The 17,103-nt window shown below is 46.9% G+C and carries 21 protein-coding genes; 18 read left to right on the top strand and 3 right to left on the bottom strand.

Going from position 1 to position 17,103, the window contains the following annotated elements; genetic code table 11:
- The first annotated feature begins 106 nt into the window (after positions 1 to 106).
- The 9 genes from rpsB to rpl7ae all read left to right on the top strand — a co-directional run bounded on the left by rpsB (position 107) and on the right by rpl7ae (position 8,377).
- Positions 107 to 736, top strand: a complete 630-nt coding sequence (gene rpsB, locus SBG41_RS09455) for a 30S ribosomal protein S2 (RefSeq protein ID WP_317895298.1) — start codon at positions 107 to 109, stop codon at positions 734 to 736.
- Positions 737 to 915: 179 nt separating this feature from the next.
- Positions 916 to 1,782 (top strand): AmmeMemoRadiSam system protein B, encoded by an 867-nt coding sequence (amrB, locus tag SBG41_RS09450; RefSeq protein WP_317895297.1) that lies wholly within the window; start codon positions 916 to 918, stop codon positions 1,780 to 1,782.
- A gap of 23 nt (positions 1,783 to 1,805) precedes the next feature.
- Entirely contained in the window at positions 1,806 to 2,657 is an 852-nt protein-coding gene (locus SBG41_RS09445; RefSeq protein WP_317895296.1) for a hypothetical protein, read from the top strand.
- Positions 2,609 to 3,403, top strand: a complete 795-nt coding sequence (locus tag SBG41_RS09440) for an isopentenyl phosphate kinase (protein WP_317895295.1) — start codon at positions 2,609 to 2,611, stop codon at positions 3,401 to 3,403. The genes SBG41_RS09445 and SBG41_RS09440 overlap by 49 nt, the downstream gene beginning before the upstream one ends.
- A gap of 12 nt (positions 3,404 to 3,415) precedes the next feature.
- Positions 3,416 to 4,549: a type 2 isopentenyl-diphosphate Delta-isomerase gene (gene fni, locus SBG41_RS09435; protein WP_317895294.1), complete on the top strand. Its 1,134-nt coding sequence runs from the start codon at positions 3,416 to 3,418 to the stop codon at positions 4,547 to 4,549.
- A gap of 51 nt (positions 4,550 to 4,600) precedes the next feature.
- The gene (locus SBG41_RS09430) at positions 4,601 to 5,602 is read left to right on the top strand and encodes a polyprenyl synthetase family protein (protein WP_317895293.1); all 1,002 of its coding nucleotides are present in this window, start codon (positions 4,601 to 4,603) and stop codon (positions 5,600 to 5,602) included.
- A gap of 23 nt (positions 5,603 to 5,625) precedes the next feature.
- Entirely contained in the window at positions 5,626 to 6,135 is a 510-nt protein-coding gene (locus tag SBG41_RS09425; protein ID WP_317895292.1) for a DUF2118 domain-containing protein, read from the top strand.
- A complete protein-coding gene (locus SBG41_RS09420) occupies positions 6,116 to 7,897 on the top strand; it encodes a glutamate--tRNA ligase (RefSeq protein WP_317896520.1) in 1,782 nt (593 codons plus the stop codon). Before SBG41_RS09425 ends, SBG41_RS09420 begins: the two co-directional genes overlap by 20 nt.
- Positions 7,898 to 7,990: 93 nt before the next feature.
- Positions 7,991 to 8,377, top strand: coding sequence for a 50S ribosomal protein L7Ae (rpl7ae, locus tag SBG41_RS09415; RefSeq protein ID WP_317895291.1), 387 nt, complete (start codon positions 7,991 to 7,993; stop codon positions 8,375 to 8,377).
- Between the two features lie 88 nt (positions 8,378 to 8,465).
- On the opposite strand, the gene SBG41_RS09410 is transcribed toward rpl7ae, so the two are convergent.
- Complete coding sequence (locus SBG41_RS09410) at positions 8,466 to 9,206, bottom strand: hypothetical protein (protein ID WP_317895290.1); 741 nt, start codon at positions 9,204 to 9,206, stop codon at positions 8,466 to 8,468.
- A gap of 77 nt (positions 9,207 to 9,283) precedes the next feature.
- On the opposite strand from SBG41_RS09410, the gene SBG41_RS09405 reads away from it, so the two are divergent.
- The gene (locus SBG41_RS09405) at positions 9,284 to 9,535 is read left to right on the top strand and encodes a 30S ribosomal protein S28e (protein ID WP_317895289.1); all 252 of its coding nucleotides are present in this window, start codon (positions 9,284 to 9,286) and stop codon (positions 9,533 to 9,535) included.
- A gap of 6 nt (positions 9,536 to 9,541) precedes the next feature.
- Positions 9,542 to 9,727 (top strand): 50S ribosomal protein L24e, encoded by a 186-nt coding sequence (locus SBG41_RS09400; protein WP_317895288.1) that lies wholly within the window; start codon positions 9,542 to 9,544, stop codon positions 9,725 to 9,727.
- Between the two features lie 76 nt (positions 9,728 to 9,803).
- Here the strand turns inward: SBG41_RS09400 and SBG41_RS09395 are convergent, their stop codons facing one another.
- Positions 9,804 to 10,682 carry a DMT family transporter gene (locus tag SBG41_RS09395; protein ID WP_317895287.1) on the bottom strand — a complete coding sequence of 293 codons (879 nt, stop codon included), beginning with the start codon at positions 10,680 to 10,682 and terminating at the stop codon, positions 9,804 to 9,806.
- Between the two features lie 17 nt (positions 10,683 to 10,699).
- Positions 10,700 to 11,581, bottom strand: coding sequence for an NAD(P)-dependent oxidoreductase (locus tag SBG41_RS09390; protein WP_317895286.1), 882 nt, complete (start codon positions 11,579 to 11,581; stop codon positions 10,700 to 10,702).
- A 146-nt stretch (positions 11,582 to 11,727) separates the two neighbouring features.
- Here SBG41_RS09390 and ndk point away from each other — a divergent pair, with 146 nt between their 5' ends.
- From ndk to SBG41_RS09355, 7 genes are all read left to right on the top strand, one after another.
- Positions 11,728 to 12,156, top strand: coding sequence for a nucleoside-diphosphate kinase (ndk, locus tag SBG41_RS09385; RefSeq protein WP_317895285.1), 429 nt, complete (start codon positions 11,728 to 11,730; stop codon positions 12,154 to 12,156).
- 184 nt (positions 12,157 to 12,340) lie between these two features.
- The gene (locus SBG41_RS09380; protein WP_317895284.1) at positions 12,341 to 13,567 is read left to right on the top strand and encodes a redox-regulated ATPase YchF; all 1,227 of its coding nucleotides are present in this window, start codon (positions 12,341 to 12,343) and stop codon (positions 13,565 to 13,567) included.
- Between the two features lie 249 nt (positions 13,568 to 13,816).
- Complete coding sequence (locus tag SBG41_RS09375) at positions 13,817 to 14,497, top strand: 50S ribosomal protein L15e (RefSeq protein ID WP_317895283.1); 681 nt, start codon at positions 13,817 to 13,819, stop codon at positions 14,495 to 14,497.
- 165 nt (positions 14,498 to 14,662) lie between these two features.
- On the top strand, positions 14,663 to 15,115 hold the full coding sequence (locus tag SBG41_RS09370; protein ID WP_317895282.1) for an RNA-binding domain-containing protein: 453 nt from the start codon (positions 14,663 to 14,665) through the stop codon (positions 15,113 to 15,115).
- The gene (locus tag SBG41_RS09365) at positions 15,112 to 15,759 is read left to right on the top strand and encodes an RNase P subunit p30 family protein (protein ID WP_317895281.1); all 648 of its coding nucleotides are present in this window, start codon (positions 15,112 to 15,114) and stop codon (positions 15,757 to 15,759) included. Before SBG41_RS09370 ends, SBG41_RS09365 begins: the two co-directional genes overlap by 4 nt.
- A gap of 3 nt (positions 15,760 to 15,762) precedes the next feature.
- A complete protein-coding gene (locus tag SBG41_RS09360; protein ID WP_317895280.1) occupies positions 15,763 to 16,308 on the top strand; it encodes an Rpp14/Pop5 family protein in 546 nt (181 codons plus the stop codon).
- Between the two features lie 28 nt (positions 16,309 to 16,336).
- Positions 16,337 to 17,098, top strand: a complete 762-nt coding sequence (locus SBG41_RS09355; protein ID WP_317895279.1) for a dihydrofolate reductase family protein — start codon at positions 16,337 to 16,339, stop codon at positions 17,096 to 17,098.
- The last annotated feature ends 5 nt before the right edge of the window (positions 17,099 to 17,103 follow it).

The raw sequence follows: 17,103 nt of genomic DNA, 5'->3' as shown, positions 1-17,103 counted from the left end.
GCTTCCTTTGCTTCCACGATTGTTGTACTTGTTTTGCGTTGGGGCGAGTCGGGCATCATGCATATTTAGACCCGGTTGCATGTTCTCGCAGAGGGGATGCGAGGCTATGAGTGCGGAGCAGACAAGGGAATCGATAGAGCTGCTACTACCGCTTGAGAGATATTTATCATCGGGTATGCACATAGGTACCCATATCTGCACTGCTTACATGAGGCGCTTCGTCTATAGAGTAAGACCAGACGGCCTCTACATACTCGATATACGAAAGACTGACGAAAGACTTCGAATAGCGGCAAAGTTCCTATCAAGATTCGAGCCGCAAAAAATAGTTGCTGTAGCCGTAAGACAGTATGCGCAAAAACCTGTGCAGAAATTCTGCACATATGTTGGCTGCAAGACTGTCCTTGGCAGAATAATGCCCGGTACATTCACAAACCCAAGCCTTGAATGGTATCTCGAGCCAGACGTAATAGTTGTAAGTGATCCGAGGGCTGACAGCCAAGCGGTAGACGAGGCTGCCAGGATGGGTATACCAGTCGTAGCCCTTGCAGACACCGATAACAGAATCGACAACATTGACTTAGTAATCCCGGTCAACAATAAGGGTAGGAGAAGCCTTGCCTTAACATACTGGGTACTAACAAGGGAAATTCTACGCGAACAAGGAAAACTAAGGCCAGATCAAGATCTACCAGAGCCTCCAGAGGCTTTCGAGTTTAGACCTAGGAGACACTAAGCAAAACCCAACTTTTAGATAAAAATAACCTAACTAATACAATTTTCACATGCTTCCGTGGAGCCGGATAATATAACTAACTTGGTACTTGAAGCACAATATGTTCACGGATGCAAAACATGTTTCTATAATTGTTTCCCACGTATCGGCTAGTGCTTGCAACGAATCGGGCGATATAATTGGCGAAGAAACAGCTAGTTCGTAGACCCGCGGTTGCAGGCATATTTTACGAAGAAAACAAGGACTTGTTAGTCGACCAGATTAAATGGGCCTTCCTGCACCCTTACGGACCAAAGGACCTTCCACAAAGAGAAGCAAAGAGGCGAAAACCAAGGATAAAAGCAGCAATAACACCGCACTCGGGTCTGATGTATAGTGGACCTATCGCTGCACATGTTTACTATCAGCTCGCGTTAGACGGGCCAGCTCAAACTTATGTCATAGTGGGCCCTAATCATACCGGACTCGGCGCCCCAATTGCTATTTTCCCTGCTGGTAAATGGGTTACTCCTCTAGGTAGCGTAGACATAGATAAGGAGTTCGTTGAAGAACTTCAAAAGCTCTTAGGCGAGGAATACGTAGATGAGAAGGCACACTTGTTCGAGCATAGTATAGAGGTTCAGCTCCCGTTCCTCCAGTACATGTTTGGCAATAACTTTAGAATAGTACCTATAGTCATGTATGAGCAGTCTCAAGAAGCGGCAGAGATTGTTGCATCAGCTATTTATGAAGCCGCAAAAAACGTTAACAGAGATATTGTATTGATATCAACATCCGATTTAAGCCACTATCTTGATAATGAAAATGCGCATAGGATCGATTTAAAGATAATTAATACTATAGTGTCTCTGAGCCCTAATGACCTCTATAGGGTTGTTGAGGAGGAAGCTGCCCCCATATGTGGAACGGGGCCGCTAGGTGTTTCAATGTATTACTCAAAGCTCATAGGGGCTAGCGAGGCTAAGGTACTCGGATATGCTACTAGCGGAGACATTGCTGGCGGCGATCTGGGAGTGGTAGGCTATGCTTCAATTATAATAGTGTAATATGGGCCTCTGAGGTGAAGCATATGCCTAATGACGCAATAGATATGTTTGAATATACATCGCCTCTAGCAATAGTTTTCTTCGGAGTCCCGCTGCCAAATAGGAATAATCCATACATAGTCCTTGTAAGCAACGATGCGGATATCTTGCTCCGAGTGGGGTTAGGAGAAGAAGATAAGGCTTCAAGGGCAGTCATAAAAGGATTACAGCTCGGATGGCGCTACGAAATCGCACTTAAGTCGTTTATAGACGAAGTTTCTACCAGGCTTGAGCAGCCCCTCTACATCGAGATAGAAGCCCGTGTCAGCAAAACCTCTTACCCACCAGCATCTTCAATCTACGCCGCTGCAACATTGGCAATAATCCAAGCTGTCTCAGAAACCGGCGGCTATGAACTCTCTGCTGATGAAATTCTCCAAGCAGCAAGCGACATAGATCAAGAGGCCGGAATAGGCCTTGACTTCATTGATGCATTGAGGACGGCAATGATTCGTGGAAAAAGCATCATCTATAGGAAGGGGGAGGAACCCATAGTATTAGATACCAAGAGGGAACTAGTACTAGAGCTCGTCGGCGAGGAGGACATAGGCGAGGACTTATCTCAGAATATTCAAGACCCTCTAGCCTCAGCTATCACGAGGCTACTCGGTGTAAACGTAATCGAGACAGCAAATATTATTAGAGAACTCCAAGAACCCGACAACATTTTCCAAGAAGTCGAGCTTAATATAAGAATAGAGAATGCAGCCTACTACATGCTCTACGGCGCATCACTTCCCGATCCGGGCTGTAAATGGACACCATCACTTCAGAGGGTATATGCAATATGCAAGAAGGACTCGAAACTAGGCGACCCCGTAACATTTACGTTATAAAGCTCGGTGGCAGCATTATAACTTACAAAAATAAACCATTTACGCCTAATGTAGATCTAATCAAGCGTATAGGCAACGAAATAGCCGACCTTGCAGTCAAAGATATAGGAGTCGGTATAGTTATCGGCGGCGGCAGTTACGGCCACTATGCAGTAGCGATCGAGAAGGAAAATAACGCTGATGCCCGCGATATGATACACGTTGTTTCCAATGCTATGCTAGAACTAGCATTACTAGTTTCGGACATTCTCGCGTCAAGTGGAGTACTTACAACAATATTTCCTCCTCATGCAATGTGTATGCCGAGAAATCTTAACCCAAATTGTGACTGGCGACACGCGTTAAGAGCCTTCCAAAAAGGAATTACTCCTTTAACGTATGGCGATATCTATCCTTGTGATAACGGTGAGGGATGGTGCATTGTATCAGGAGACGAGCTGGCCATGGAGCTGGCATGTTCACTAGGTGCAAGCAAAGTCATATATGTAACAGATGTAGACGGTATATTAGACGATGAAGGCAGAGTCATAGAGACATTGTCTCTAAACGACATTCGCGACATTTATGTATCTGCTAGCGGTAGCACAGCTATAGACGTCACAGGTGGCATAAAACGCAAACTAGCCGCCATACATGAAAACTGGTGTAGCAATATTCAAGAAGTCTGGATTATCAATGGACACAGGGAAGGTAGTCTCCGGGCCCTAGCTGAGGGTAGAACTTACGGTACTCGAATAACGCCCTGAGGTAGAAAAAACATGGGGCTAACTCCTCTCAGAAAACTTGATCACATCAGAATAGTGCTTGACAATGATGTTGAGCATAAATCTAAGTCAACTTTGTTCGAGGAAGTAGAGCTGCTTCATAATGCTCTACCCGAAATAGATATGAACGATGTGAGAACTGATGTACAATTCTTGGGATATAGGCTTAGTGCGCCTTTAATGATAACTGGGATGACTGGTGGGCACGACGTAGCTGCAGAAATAAATTGCGCCATTGCAGAGGCGGCAGAGGAGCTTGGACTTGCAATGGGTGTGGGGAGTCAACGTGCAGCCATAGAGCATCCGGAGCTTGCATACACTTTTAGTATTGCTAGAAAGTGTGGCCCGCATATTCCTCTCATAGCCAATATTGGTGCACCCCAACTAGCTAAGGGATATAGTGTTAGCGAGCTAAGAAAGGCAATTGAAATGATAGATGCAGACGCAATAGCAATCCACCTAAATGCCGGCCAAGAAGCATTCCAGCCAGAAGGCGACGTAAATTACCAAGGGGTTATAGAAAAACTAGCCGAAGCTGTGGACTCGCTAGGCAAGCCCTTAATAATTAAGGAAACAGGCCAAGGTCTTAACTACGACGTCGTCTATTCGCTGAGAACAATAGGTATAAGGTTCTTTGACGTATCAGGCGCTGGTGGGACAAGCTGGATAAAAGTCGAAATGCATCGTGCACAAATAAAGAACGAGCGAGTTCTTGCCGAGGCTGCATCAACATTTGCTGATTGGGGTGTCTCGACGGCACAAGCAGTAATAGAGGCCCGCTGGGCCGCACCAGATGCATGCATCATAGCAAGCGGTGGAATAAGAAGCGGACTCGATGCTGCAAAGGCAGTAGCTATAGGGGCTGATATCGCGGGGATAGCGCTACCAGTAATAAGGTCATACAGTGTTGGAGGCTCTGATGCGATAAAGGCCCTTATTAAACGCTTTATCACCGAAATACGTGCAGCCCTCTTCCTCACTGGATCCAATAATATCGCGTCTCTACGTAAGAAGCCTGTAATACTTGGGCCTAGGCTTCTCGAGATCCTACGTGAGAGGGGCGTAGATAGAGAGTTATACTTTGAAGCTACTCGTATACTAACCGAGCCTGGAGAAAAATGTGCCTAGCTAGGTAAGAAAGTGGCAGCTTATGTTAATCCCTTGTAGAGGTGCATGTTTATGAAACTCCCGGAGCACATAGCAAAATACCTCGAAAGGGTAGCTGGACTCGTTGATGGCTATATCTATGCAAGAGTTCAAGGCAAGCCTGATGACCTCTATAATGCCGCTCTTCACTTAATTCGTGCAGGGGGCAAGCGGCTTAGACCTGCAATAGTAGTTGCCGTGACCGAAGCTCTCGGCGAGGTAGCTGAAAAGGCGCTACCCTTTGCTGCTGCAGTAGAGCTTGTTCACAACTTTACACTAATCCATGATGATATCATGGATAAGGACAAGTTCCGTCGGGGTGTCCCCACGGTTCACGAGCTATGGGGCGAAGCTATGGCGATAACTGCTGGCGACCTCTTGTTTGCGAAGGCCTTCGAAGTACTTAGTGACGCGGAGAGTAAGGGTATACCACATAACCGTATAACAAGGGCTCTAAGAACACTTGCTCATGCAGCAGCGGTAATAGCTGAAGGCCAAGCAATGGATATGATGTTCGAGGAGCTTGAGGACGTTGACATAGATGACTATTTCCAGATGATATACAAGAAGACTGGTGCACTTTTCGAGGCCTCGGCAGTACTTGGAGGCTTAGTCGCAACTAGTGACGAATCGATTCTCTCCAGCCTCTCATTATATGGCAGGAACCTTGGAATAGCCTTCCAGATCAGGGACGACATTCTCGGTGTTGCCGGCAAGGAGGAGGAAATAGGGAAACCCGTTTATAGCGATATACGTGAAGGAAAGAAGACAATAGTGATCATATATGCGCTATCGCAGCTGGAGGGCGAGGAGAAAGAAAAGCTAATGTCGGTACTCGGAAATAGGCAAGCAAATAGAGAAGAGCTCGAAGAGGCTGCAAACCTGATACATAAAAGTGGAGCAATAGAGTATGCAGAAAAACTTGCTAATGAGTATGCCGAGAAAGCGATAAGTGCTCTAAGTGTGCTGCCCGATAACGATGCAAAGAAGATACTTATTGACCTAGCACGTTTCGCCGCACAGAGAACAAAATAAGGAAAGCCGCAAGGAAGCAGGCCTTGAACACAAGCTATTGCGAGAAACACCCATACCATATTCCGCGACTCTACGTTGAAGGAGTTGAGTCTACTGAGTACCTCATGTTAACTAATGAAATGGAGGCTAAAGTAGTAAGAGAATGTAGCAAAGAACAACATTGTTTCGGCAAGATAATATATGGCTCAGCCATCGACTTCATAGACCTTGTGGAAAAACGTGTCAAAAAAGGCTTCGTTGTTTTGCTTCCACCTGGCTACGACAAGGGAGTATTTGTACCAAAGGATGCACCTATAGAGCCTATCCCAGTTGAAGGAATAAGGGCTTCTATAGAGGTCTGTGAGGGAGAAAAACTGAAGAAATGGGACACGATAGGCTTCGTATTGACAGGCAAGCACGAGATGAGGCGCATAAAGACCCATGTTGAAGGCATAGTGGTTTACATTTACTCTGCTCCCGAGGGAACATATGAAAAGAACATAGTCTTTGTGTCACCCAGGGAGGTGGTGAAGTATATCAGAGTACGACGTTGAACAGGTACGAGAGCTTGCAAAAGCATACGCTTTACTAAACGCTGTTGAGCACTCGGGGAAAGCAGCCGTAGGCCCCGTAATGGGGAAGATTATTGCCGAAAAGCCGGAGCTGCGGAGACACGCCAAGGAGATAGCGAGGATAGTGGCTGAGATAGTTAAAGAGATAAATTCGCTATCAATCGATGAACAGAAGAGGCTTCTTGAGGAAAAGTACAGCTGGGTTCTAGAAAGGCGAAAATCAAGGGAGGAAAAAGAGAAGACATTGCCACCTTTGCCAGGAGCCGTTGAAGGCAAAGTTGTTACACGTTTTGCCCCGAATCCAGATTTCGCAATACATCTTGGAAACGCGCGTCCCGCTATATTAAGCTACGAGTACAAAGTAATGTACAAGGGACGTTTCATTCTGCGCTTCGAAGATACAGATCCACGCACAAAGACTCCTCTTCCTGAAGCATATGAAGCAATAAGGGAGGATCTTAAGTGGCTAGGCCTAAAATGGGATGAGGAATACATCCAAAGCCTTAGAATGTCTATTTACTACGATATTGCTAGAAAGCTTCTCGAACGAGGCTGTGCATATGTAGATGATAAGCCCAGCGAGGAGTTCAGAAAGTACAGGAACAAAGGCCTTCTAGAAAAGTATCCTCCACGCCTACGGTCTCCCGAAGAAAACCTGGAGCTTTGGGACAAAATGCTTCAAGGATATTTCGATGAAGGCCAGGCCGTATTACGCATAAAAACTGATCCACGTCATCCTGACCCAAGCATTCGTGACTGGGTTGCCTTTAGAATAATAAATCCGGAGCTATATCCGCATCCAATCGTTGGCGACAAGTACACTGTCTGGCCTACATATAATCTCGCTGCAGGCGTCGACGACCATCTTATGGGTGTGACCCATATACTCAGAGCTAAGGAGCATATGCAGAATACGGAGAAGCAAAAATACGTATATAACTGTCTGGGCTGGAAGTACCCTGACGTTGTCCACTTCGGTAGGCTCAAACTCGAAGGCTTCATAATGAGCAAGTCTACTCTCAAGAAGCTCTATGAAGCTGGTGCAGCAAGCGGATTTGACGATCCCAGGTTCGCTACAATAGCCGGTCTACGCCGTAGAGGCTTCAGCCCCGAAGCAATAAGGCAAATCATACTAGAAGTTGGCGTAAAGTATACTGATGCGAGCATAAGTTTCGCAAACCTTGCGGCGATAAACAGGTCAATAATAGATAACCACACTAAGAGAATAATGGCAGTAATTAATCCAGTGCCACTACTTGTTGAGGGTCTACCGTGGAGCGAAAAGGAATTCAATATACCGTTTCATCCAAACGGTAAGCTAGGCTCAAGGCCAATCAAGGTAAAAGGCCCAACAACGACCATCTACATATCAAGCGACGACCTGAAACTAGTGAGAAATAGCAAGATAGTAAGACTCATGGAGGCGTTTAACATAGAGGTTGTTGAGGCAGAGAAGACCCCACTGCGTGCACGGTTCCATAGTCTCAGCGTTGACGAGGCAAGAAAGTACGGAGCCCCAATAATTCAATGGGTTCCAAGTGAGAATAACATATCGCTGCTGCTTATGGTTCCAGAGGGTCTCGACATAGAGTATCGCAAGGGCGTAGCAGAAGAGGCTATAAAGACTATACGTGTGGGCGAGGTAGTACAGTTCGTGAGGATAGGATTTGCCCGCATAGATTCCGTCGAAGTAGACGACAATAATAACGTTAGAAAAATAGTTGCAATCTATTCGCATGCCTAGCCGAGCACGTATTGGCGCTAGTTTTCTAAACCCCTATTCACATGCCTAGTCCCTAGCTAGGGGCGACGACCGGCCCCGGGAGGAGGATGAGCCATGAGTAAGCCCTTCTACGTGAGATTCGAGGTACCAGAAGAACTAGCCGAAAAAGCATACAAAGCACTTGAAATAGCGAGAAAAACGGGTAAGATAAAGAAGGGTACAAATGAGACAACGAAGTGCGTAGAAAGAGGCCTAGCAAAGCTAGTTCTCATAGCAGAGGATGTTGACCCGCCAGAGATTGTTGCGCATCTACCACTCCTCTGCGAGGAAAAGAAGGTACCTTACGTCTACGTCCCAAGCAAGAAGAGGCTAGGCGAAGCAGCCGGTATAGAGGTTGCAGCTGCAAGCGCCTGCATCATAGACCCGGGAGAGGCAAAGGACCTCGTAGACGAGATAATTAAGGCGGTTAACGAGCTAAAGACAAAAGCAGCTACAAGCTAAGATGCTACGCAGCCCTCTTAAAAGCGAAGCTACTCGACTATGCTCTTTTTAACACTTATACGGCACCATATCTACTCTTTCGAACAAGTTACCTCGTTCTCGTTGATTCCGGTACACAGATCTCATATTGTATCTTGTTTCCAAGTAATCTGCATTCATACTCAACAATATACCTAGTGCAATTCCTTGACGGTTTTAGTGTTGCCAACTTAAAGCTACGCTCATTGAGGCACTGTATGAGGTCTATGTAAGCTACAAGGCCTTCGGGAGTTCTGTCAGCCTTTATGGTGGCTGTTATCCCGATAAGACTTAATTCTTCAATGAGCCACTTTGCATAAGCAATTGTGTGTGGCTTAAGGATCTGGATCATCTGGCGAGCAGGCTTAGTATAGAGTATGTAATCTGATGCATAAGCATAGCTAAGGGCCTCGGCCATGAATCCAAGGAATGTGGATATGTCTTGCATTTGTATCTTCCTAAGTACTAGTGATAGCGCTCCTATTCTCGAGAGTGCATCGGCGTCGAGTGCTACCTGGGCATAAATTGAGGTGGGTGCACGTACTGCGGCGTCTTCTACTTCGCGTAGTGCTCTTTCTATGTGTTGTTGAATATGTTTGGGAAGTTTATCGCTAATCTCAATATGTTCCTTACCTATGGCTATTATCGTGTAGAGCGTTACCGGTAACGCTATTTCTGCCCTGCACCCATCTAGATTGCTGCAAATCTTGTGTGCGTACATAACCGCAAGGGCTTTTCTGGGGTCTTTTACAAGTCCTTTAAGCGCTGACAACCTATATGCATCCAGAAGCGCTCCGGCGACATCCAGCACCGATATCCCCCTCTTGGCCACTATAGTAGAGAGCTTCTTAAAGGCCCCAGTACGTATCGAGTTGTCCGGGGTACGCTTTGAGCGCAAAGGGCGAGGAGCGCAAGGAGTTCAACATAATAGAGGAGATAGGCTTCCCTGCGGAAGTGATACAGATAATTGGTCGTACTGGGGTACATGGAGAGGTAATACAGGTTAGAGTGAGAGTCCTCGAGGGAAGAGATAGGGGTAGAGTGCTCACTAGAAACGTGCTCGGTCCAGTAAGGCTGGGCGACATAGTTATACTGCGCGAGACGGAGCGTGAGGCTAGGAAACTAGGTAGAAGGAGGTAATAAGCCATGCCCATAGTACACACGTGTGCATATTGTGGTAAAGAAATCGAGCCAGGCACTGGCCTAATGTACGTGAAAAACGATGGCACAACGCTATGGTTCTGTAGCAGCAAGTGCTTCAAGCTCTGGAAGATGAAGCGAGATCCTAGAAAGCTCAAGTGGACTAAACGGTATACTGCGCTACGCCGCTAGGAACTTTGCAACCACTTAGCCCTCAGCGAGTCTTTCCTGCTTAAGGCGTGGCGGCTTTCTACGTATTTTCGTCGTTCTATGCATATGTTTTGATAAGCCCTATAGCCAGGGCTATCAGTATACCTCCTATAAGCACGTCCTTGCTAAGCTTCTCATGTGCTATAATGACCGACAGTAGCTGCGTTAACAGCGGGGTCAACGCCATGCCTATCCCCACAATACTTGCAGGAAGCAGTCGTAGAGCTACAAGAAAGCTTATTGTTCCCAAGACATAGCCGAAGAACGAGCTCATAAACGTATCATCAATAACCTTGGCGATAGTTCTTATACGTGGAAGAAGTGGCGCAAGCACAACTACCGTTGCTATGGAGCGAGCTGCTGCTATGCTGAGTTCTCCGCTGATCTCCGTAGCATATTTGTAAGCATAGAGGCTTACAGCCCAGATAAGAGAAGTAGCAACAGCAGCCATTACTGCCCGGTAAGCTCCGCTCTCCCGGTTTACGTTTTCCTTTCTTATGCTGCGCGATACAAGCCATACTGCAGTGAAGGCTAGCAACGCTGAAAAAAGAGCACGTACGCCAATAGCCCCTGTAACGTAGTCGTAGATAGCGCTCCAAATGATGAACAAATACGATATCGGGAGTGCCCTGCTTGCACCAATTATACTAACGCTGTAAACAAACAGTGTATCTCCTACTAAAGTGCTAAGAACTCCACCAATCCAAACCCCCGCCTCAAATCTCATGTCAAGCCAGGGTACATAGGGAAAGTCCTCGATCAGGGTCGCCGAAGGGACCAGTATTAGTAGTGCAAACACCATGCGCGCAGCATTAAAGAGCAGAGGGTCTAGCGAAGGAAGCCTTTGTGTTGCCCGGCTCACGAACACTGGTGCTAAGCTCCAAGAAAAAGTTGTAACAAGTATAGCAGCGGCTCCCAGTAGGCTCCCCGAGGCCAAGATACCCGTTACCTTGTCTAGTCTCTAGGCTTCTTCCTTAGCTCTCTCCCGTATTTAGCAAAGAATTCTGCCACTGCGGGATAGTCTTCTTCGGCGTATCCTTCGCGCACCATAGCTGCGTAGTGGTTTGCCACAGCGGCCGCAAGGCTTGAATCAAGGCCTTTCTCGACAAGAGCGTTGGCAACGTAAAGCGCGTCTTTTGCAGCTAGGCGCGCTGCAAAGCTCGACTTCCCTCTAAGCTTAAACCTTTCACCATACCTATCTACAACGCTCTTAAGCCACGTCTTTGAGAGGACGAGGTTGACGAAGTTCTCCCATGCTATTCCGTGAGCCTCGACTAGTCCAAATGCGTCAGCAAGAGATGATACAATACCGAGAATTATGTGATTGAATCCTAGTTTAGCTGCGAGCGCGCGAGGCGGGCTCCCAAGATAAATGACGTCGCCGAGTGCAGCTATGCTTTCAGCGCCACAGTGGCTCTCGTCTCCGCTGCAGAGTATTATTGCATCTCCTTTCTCGAGTACGGATGGTCCTCCAATTATTGGTGCCTCTACGTAGGGAAAGGCTTTGGTTTTAGCCTTCTCTGCAAGAGTAATCGAGGCCCTTATCGTACACGTAACATGGTTGACGAGCACAGTAGGTGACACTGCTTCAAGAACACCGCCTGGCCCCATGGTAACGTCGAACAACGCCACATCATCGCTCACAATTATGTGCGTATAGTCCGCTCTCTCTGCAACATCTCTTGGAGAAGAAGCAACTTCTCCACCTATCTCCTTGACTAGTTTCTCGGCCTTCTCTCTACTTCTATTCCATACTATTATATCAAAGTCCTTACTTCGGAGGCGCTTAGCCAGTGCTGTGCCCATTCTCCCTAAGCCAATTACGCCTACGAGCAAGTATGCATACCCCTTGTCATTATCCGGGCTGAGCGAAACAATTAAACCTAGAGGCCATCGCTAATCCTTGCATCTCGCCTTCAAAGGCAATAGGCTTTTAGGATAGAGGCAAAAAGGTGACGGCTGGAGATACGAGGGAGCAAACCTTGGCAGTGGAGAAGACATTTGTAATGATAAAACCTGATGGAGTGAAGAGGGGGCTCGTAGGAGAGATAATTTCACGCTTCGAAAGAAAGGGCTTTAAGATAAAGGCTTTGAAAATGAAGTGGCTCAGCCGCGAGGAAGCAGAGAAACTATATGAAGTACATAGAGGGAAACCGTTCTTCGAAGAGCTGGTTAACTTTGTTACAAGTGGACCAGTTGTGGCAATGATACTTGAAGGCGATAGTGCAATAGATGTTGTCCGTCTAATGATTGGGCCTACTGATGGAAGGCAGGCTCCTCCAGGCACAATACGAGGAGACTTCGCCTTAGACATAGGTGCAAACGTAATACACGCTAGTGATAGCAAAGAGTCATTTGAGCGTGAATACAAGGTCTTCTTCTCGGACGATGAAATAGTAGGAGATTATTAAGCGAAAACACGCTTTCTATGCAAAGAAGTTTTCCTCCTGTAAGCATTTTTCGCCACGAAGAAGCAATTAATTCCCTTTAGCACTAGAAGAGTACACAGTACAGTCTTCTCTACTACTCCTTATTAACTGTAATCGACAAAGAGTCTGTAACGGATGTAGAACAGGTAAGACTAGGGGTGTAGCAATGCCTCCTCCAGAAAGACAAGCAGGACTCGTCGGTAAGACAAATGTTGGTAAATCAACCTTCTTTGCCGCGGCAACACTTGCATCAGTAGAGCTCGGGAATAGGCCATTCGTTACTCTAGAGCCTCACACCGGTATAGGATATGTTAGAAAGAGATGCGTCCACGTAGAACTAGGATTGCCTCGTTGTGACCCGGCTTCTGGATATTGTGTCGATGGTTGGCGCTTCATACCAGTGAAGATAGTTGACACACCAGGTCTAATACCTGGCGCGCACGAAGGCAAAGGGCTAGGCAATAAGTTCCTTGACTCAATAAGGAGGGCCGATGCTATAATACTTGTTGTAGACGCCTCTGGCTCAACGGATGCGCTCGGTAACCCGGTACCCCCTGGTAGCTATGACCCAGTAGACGAGGTTAGGTGGCTCGAAACAGAGATCGAGGAATGGATTTTCAACATACTGCTTAATGATTGGGACCGTTTCGCAATGAAAGTTTCTACTACTGGCCAGAATATAGTTGAGGCACTAACTCAGCGGCTAAGTGGGCTAAGTATACGCAGATATCATGTTGAGAAAGCTCTGAGCTATGCTGGCCTAGTAGCCAAGCCGATATCTAGCTGGAGCCGCGAGGATTTGAGAGAATTTGCAAAGGGGCTAAGACTAGCAAAGCCAATGCTAATAGCAGCCAATAAGGCAGATCTTCCATCTGCTGAAGAAAATATAAGGAGAATGCAGAAAGAGCTTCCATACCCTGTTGTCCCCACAAGTGCGGCAGCTGAACTTGCGCTGCGAAGAGCTGCGAGGGCAGGTTTAATAAAATATCTTCCAGGCGATAGTGATTTCGAGGTATTGCAAGAAGATAAACTTTCGCAACAACAGCTAAAAGCCCTTGAATATATTCGTGAAAACGTGCTAAAGAAATGGGGCTCAACCGGTGTTCAACAAGTACTCAATAAAACGTTCTTCGAGCTGCTTGACATGATAGTAGTCTACCCGGTTGAAGACGTAAACCGCTTCACTGATAGCCGTGGAAGAGTATTGCCAGATGCATATCTTGTGCCCCGTGGAACAACTGCAAGAGAACTTGCATACATGATACACACTGATCTCGGGAAGACCTTCCTATACGCTATAAATGCGAAGACAAAAACTCGTGTAGGCGAAGACTATGTTCTCCAAGACAATGATGTTATAAAGGTGGTCGCGGCAGCAGCACATAGGGCATGAGGAAGACATCAGCCGGGGCGCACTCTCTCCTCATCGGTGCAGAAGAACTGCCAGCCATCGGTAATGCGGGCAATACATCATACGCTGCCTTTTCACACCATACATACCGGTTTCCTAAAAGACCTATTACAATTGCTGTGGTCTGTATATGTCGACGCAAGGGTATCGCGTGTAGTGTTTTAAAGGGGGAGGGATATCGCTAGCACTAGGGTACGAAACCAAGCAGTAGTATGGGCGGGGAGAACGCTATTGGCTCACGGGCTTTATCATTATTTACGTGAAACGTGGAAGCAGCGTGAAGAAATACCAGAGCTTGCGCAGCTCTGGAAAAAGAGGCTCATGGAGTGGAGAAGGCAGCCAAGCGTAGTAAGGATAGACAAACCAACACGCCTGGATAGGGCAAGGAGCCTAGGATACAAGGCAAAACAAGGAATAATTGTAGTAAGAGTCCGCGTAAGGAAGGGAGGCCTCAATAGACCAAGGCCGAACAAGGGTAGAAGGCCAAAAAGAATGGGCGTATATGGCTACGCTCCAGCAAAGTCTACAAGGCTTATTGCGGAAGAGCGAGCAGCGCGCAAGTACCCAAACATGGAGGTACTGAACAGCTACTATGTTGCTGAAGACGGAGAGTACAAGTGGTACGAAGTGATACTAGTTGATAGAAATCATCCAGCAATTTGTAGGGATAAGGACTTGAAATGGATATGCGAGAAACAGCACCGCGGTAGAGTCTTCAGAGGCCTTACAAGTGCTGGCAAGAAAATGCGCGGTCTCCGCAAGACACGCGGGCTTAAAGGGACACACAAGCATAAGTGGAAGAAGAAACAGAAGGAAAGAGAGCTTAAGAAGCGCCACGAGGCCCATCGTGGTGCACGCCTTATAGCTCCAGACGAGATACGAGAAAAGTACCACAAAGGAGACCTCCAGTAATCTAGTTTACAAAAATTCTAAAATTTTGAACATATGATAGGGTTTTATAATAGCCGCAATACGAGTCATCGCAATTTGTTATCATACTCCATTACTTATTATTCTCGGTTTTGAAGCCGTGTTTACGCTTTAACAGTGTTAGACTTTGGCAACGAGGCTGCAAGCATGGCGTTTACAAAAATAGTCAGAGTTGAAATAGCTGCACATGCACACGCAACCGAGGATCCTGCCAGAGTCGAGCAGGCATTACTCAATATCGTGCCGGAGAAGCTTCGACCAAGGCTTAGAATCGAGAAGACGGTTCTAGAGGGCCACTACAATAATCCTATTACCCGCATCGTTGCCCGGCTTGACGGAAAAGATGCAGAAGAATTCGTGAAGGAATTCGCTTCAATGCTTAATGAACAAGACAAGAAGATCCTAACAATGATAGTAGAGTCACGCTATGACGAGAAGAGTGGCCGCCTCTTTCTGCGCTTTAGTAAACAAGACGCCTACAGAGGTGAAATCCGTCTTCACGATGGCGATGATGTTGTCCATGTAGTTATACAGTTGCGTGGTGCCCCTAAACTCGGCAAAGCAATGAAAATTCTTCAAGAAGTGGGGCTACTAGATTGAAGATATGCGACCTCCATGTAGCTCCAAGAAGTCTCCGAGACGCCTACGAAATAGCTAACGAGCTACACTCTATGGGATTTAGCTGTGTTGCTATAGATAACCCGGATCCTCGTAAGGCCTCTGAGCTGGCTAAGCCGTTTCGAGAAGCAGGCCTTGAGACGTATACAAGGATAACCATTGAGGCAGAGAAATGGCAGAAGGCCTTGAAAAATATACGAAGAGCTGTACTTACTCACGACCTAATTATTGTGAAGCCTAGGAACGCGGAAGTAGCCCGTTACGCTGCACGTGATCCACGAGTAGCACTAGTATATCTCCCGCCAGGAATGGCAAGGTACATGGATAAGAGCCAGGCCTATCTGCTCAGAGAAGGGGGCAGCGGAGTAGAAGTATGCCTTCGCCCAGTTCTGTACGGAGATGATCCACGAAGAACGATGAGGGGGCTCATGATAATATCGAGAAGGGCTGCAGCCTACGAGGCACGCCTAGTAGTGACAAGCGGTGCGCGTAGCAAGTGGGAAATATGGCACTATGCAAGCATGCGCGCCCTCTTAGTGTCTTTTGGGCTTCCAGAGAATATTGCAAAACTAGCTGTGACAGGATACCCGGCCTCTATAGTCTTCTCGAAGAAGCCAAGGGTGTAAGAAATGTATCAATGGCTATTGGTAGCGGCTCTTGCAGCTGTTTCGGTATTTGCCTCAATTTATTCATACATTGTATCAAGAAGGCTTAGAATACTCGAGAAGTACGTGGCTGAATTAGAGAAAACACTTACACGTATCTCTAGGTGGAATAAACTAGTTGCACGCGCAGCTTTCGCGGCACTCCAAAGCCTTGAAGCGGAGGAATTTCTGCGCAAGCTCAGAGCAAAGCGTAGACGTCGCTACATAGCATTCTACGTAGCATATGAGGGCTCGGAGCCTCCCTCGCCACAGGATGTTGAGAAAGCCATACTAAGAGCCGTTGAGAGACTGGGAGGACAAATTGCTGTTGCTCTTGGAGGAGTTCAGCTAGTTTACTATGACCCCGAAAAAGCAGCAGGCATTGTGCGCTGTACCCATGATACGAAGTACGTTGTACTCGCGGCAATGGGGCTTGTGAGGAGGATAGGTCAGCAAAAAGCAATCATTATACCCGTGAGGACTACAGGCACCATAAAGAGAGCTAAAAAAGCTATACAAGAAGCAACCTGAAGAACCCTTAGCTTAGGAGGCGTACGCGATGAAAAGACCATACGTAATAATATTCTCAACGATAACCGTTGATGGCAGACTGGCCTCTGCTACAGGCTTCAGCGAGCTAAGCTGTCACTATGATCTTACACGGCTACGCTTGCTACGAGGAGCCGTTGAAGCAGTAATGATAGGTGCGTCAACCGCTCTCATAGATGACCCCTCTCTTCGTAAACGCTTGCTGCCCAAAACGGAGAAATATTATAGAGTGGTCGTTGATGGCACCCTTAGGGTGCATAAGGGGCTGCGGCTTTTCCGAGAACCCGGCCCACAAGTCATAGTGTTAACTGGCTCAGATAATGCTGAGAAAATAAGGCAGCTAGAAAAAGCTGGGGCAAAAGTACACGTTGTCGGCAAAGATGGCGTTGTTGACATGAAAGAAGCTCTTAGGGTACTTGCCGAGCAATATGGAATTAAAAGTATACTGGTTGAAGGCGGGGGGCGGCTTAACTATAGCCTCATAGCTAGTAGGGTAGTCGATGAAATCCGGACAACTATAACGCCATATGTTTTTGGCGCGGGTACAAGCTTCTTCCACGACCCAGCTATGAAGGGATTTCCGACAACGCGTGAAGGGCCGCAATTAAAGCTCCAATGTGTTGAGAAATGTCCTTGTGGCAACTGTGTACACATAGGGTTAAAGGTACTGGATACATGTTGTAAACCACTCCTCGAACGAAGCCCCATAGAGTACTGTCTGTCTGAGAAGCTTCGCAAAATAATTAATGACAAACAGAAAGCTCAGAAATAGTTCAG

It is taken from the genome of Pyrofollis japonicus (genome assembly GCF_033097485.1).
Taxonomy (GTDB): Archaea; Thermoproteota; Thermoprotei_A; order Sulfolobales; family Pyrodictiaceae; genus Pyrofollis; species Pyrofollis japonicus.
This window is presented reverse-complemented; position numbering and strand designations above follow the sequence as displayed.